This is a genomic window from Cetobacterium sp., assembly GCF_048470075.1.
Lineage (GTDB): Bacteria > Fusobacteriota > Fusobacteriia > Fusobacteriales > Fusobacteriaceae > Cetobacterium_A.
On sequence record NZ_DBGBQB010000142.1, the window covers coordinates 1 to 1,758 of the forward strand.

Here is a 1,758-nt window from a genome sequence, read left to right on the forward strand (position 1 = left end):
ATATATTGCTAATAATCCAAGGTTAAATCACGCAGGAGGATTTAATGAACGTTAATATAAAAATTAATAATAAAAATATCTTAACTGACTCTAATAAAACAATTCTTCAAGTAGCTAAAGAAAATAATATTGAAATTGATACTTTATGCTTTTTAAAAGATTGTTCTGGTACTCAAGAATGTGGTATTTGTAGAGTTGAAGACTTAAATACTAATGAACTTCTTAGAGCTTGCTCTACATTCGTCAAAGATGGAATGAATATAAATACCACTACTAAACTAGTACAAGTATCTAAAAAAGAAAGAATTACAGAACTTTTAAATAATCATAATTTTAAATGTGGAAGTTGTAAAAGACTTTCAAACTGCGAATTTTTGGATTTAATAAAGAAAAGCGAAGCTAAAAAAACTAAAAAAGAGAATATTTTTGAAAAAGAGCTTTATATTGATGACAGAAGCAAATCTATTCATTTAGATAGAAGCAAATGCTTAAGATGTGGTAGATGTGTTAATACTTGCAAACAAAAAATAGGAACTAATATAATTCAATTAAACAATATTAATAATAATATTCTTGTCGGCCCAGAAAATTTAAGATGTTTTGACGATACTAATTGTTTATTATGTGGACAATGTATTGCAGCATGCCCAGTTGGAGCATTAACTGAAACTTCTCATATAGAACGAGTTCTAAATGCTTTAAATGACCCTCATAAACATGTAATTATTGCTATGGCTCCATCTGTTAGAACTGCTTTAGGTGAACTTTTTGAAAAAGAATTAGGATTTGATGCTACTAAAAAAATATATTCTGCTTTAAGAAAAATTGGTTTTAAAAAGGTTTTTGATATTAATTTTGCAGCAGATATTACTATTATAGAAGAAGGAACTGAATTAATTGAAAGAATTAAAAATAACGGTCCTTTTCCTATGTTTACCTCATGTTGTCCTGGATGGATTAGATTAGTAGAGCAATTTAAACCAGAATATATAAAAAATCTTTCTAGTGCCAAATCTCCACAACAAATTTTTGGAGCAGCTAGTAAGAATTATTATCCTTATATTGAAAACTTAGATCCTAAATCTATATTTACAGTATCTATAATGCCTTGTGTTGCTAAAAAATTCGAAAGTGAAAGAGATGAAATGAATACAAATGGAATTAGAGATATTGATGCTGTCTTAACAACAAGAGAATTAGCAGATCTTATAAAAACTTTTAAAATTGATTTTAATAATTTAAAAGATTCTGAAGTTGATCCTATGATGGGAACATATACTGGTGCAGGAACAATATTCGGTGTTACTGGTGGGGTTATGGAAGCTGCTCTTAGATCCGTTAAAGATATTCTTGAAAATAATTCTTTTGATAATATTGAATATAAAGAAGTTAGAGGTTTTGAGGGAATTAAAGAAGCTACAGTAAAAATTGATAATAATGAATATAATATAGCTGTTGTAAATGGTGGAGCTAATATATTTAAATTTTTTGATCATAATTTATTAACTAATAAAAATTATCATTTTGTTGAGTTTATGGTTTGTCCTGGTGGATGTATAAATGGTGGTGGACAACCTCATTTAAAATCTTTTATTAAAGAAAAAGTTGATTATAAAGAAATTAGGGGAAATGTATTGTATTCTCAAGATAAGGCTTCTACTTTTAGAAAATCACATAAAAATCCATCTGTAATCTTTATGTATGAAAATTATTTAAATAAAGATAAAAATTTACATCACTCTTTATTTCACACAACTT

General features: G+C 26.9%; 1 protein-coding gene. It reads left to right on the top strand.

What is annotated here, in order from left to right; all coding sequences use genetic code 11:
- Positions 1-44: 44 nt before the first annotated feature.
- A partial coding sequence (locus ACMOUI_RS04980; RefSeq protein ID WP_418964635.1) for a ferredoxin hydrogenase occupies positions 45-1,758 on the top strand: 1,714 nt, incomplete at its 3' end.